This is a genomic window from Micrococcus sp. GbtcB5, from assembly GCF_019091605.1.
Classification (GTDB): domain Bacteria; phylum Actinomycetota; class Actinomycetes; order Actinomycetales; family Micrococcaceae; genus Micrococcus; species Micrococcus luteus.
Genome location: NZ_JAGXJK010000119.1, coordinates 1 through 343, shown reverse-complemented (window position 1 = coordinate 343; position 343 = coordinate 1). Strand labels below are relative to the sequence as shown.

1 protein-coding gene is annotated in these 343 nt (G+C 71.7%); it reads right to left on the bottom strand.

Annotated elements, in window-relative coordinates:
• On the bottom strand, window positions 1–343 hold a 343-nt coding region (locus KVS67_RS11705; protein ID WP_217565417.1), incomplete at both ends, for an IS3 family transposase.

The window sequence follows — 343 nt, the reverse complement described above, 5'->3', positions numbered from 1 at the left end:
TCGGCGCGTCGACGGTCGAGGACCCGACGCGCTTGCGTCGACGCCGCTGCGGGACCCGGAGCCCTTCGTCACGCCACAGGCGTTGGATCTTCTTGTGGTTCACCACCCACCCCTCGGCGCGGGCGTCGTGATACGCCCGCCGATACCCGTAGCGGGGATGGTCCTTCGCCCAGGCGCGCAGCCACTCCCTGAGCGCCCGATCCGGGTCCGCGACCGTGTCGCCCTTGAGCGGTCGCCGGTACGCGGAGCGGCTCAGCCCGACCAGACGGCACGCCATCCGTTCGCTCACCCGCAACTTGCGCTTGAGGTGATCGACGGCGGCGCGGCGCCTGTCCGGGCTTAG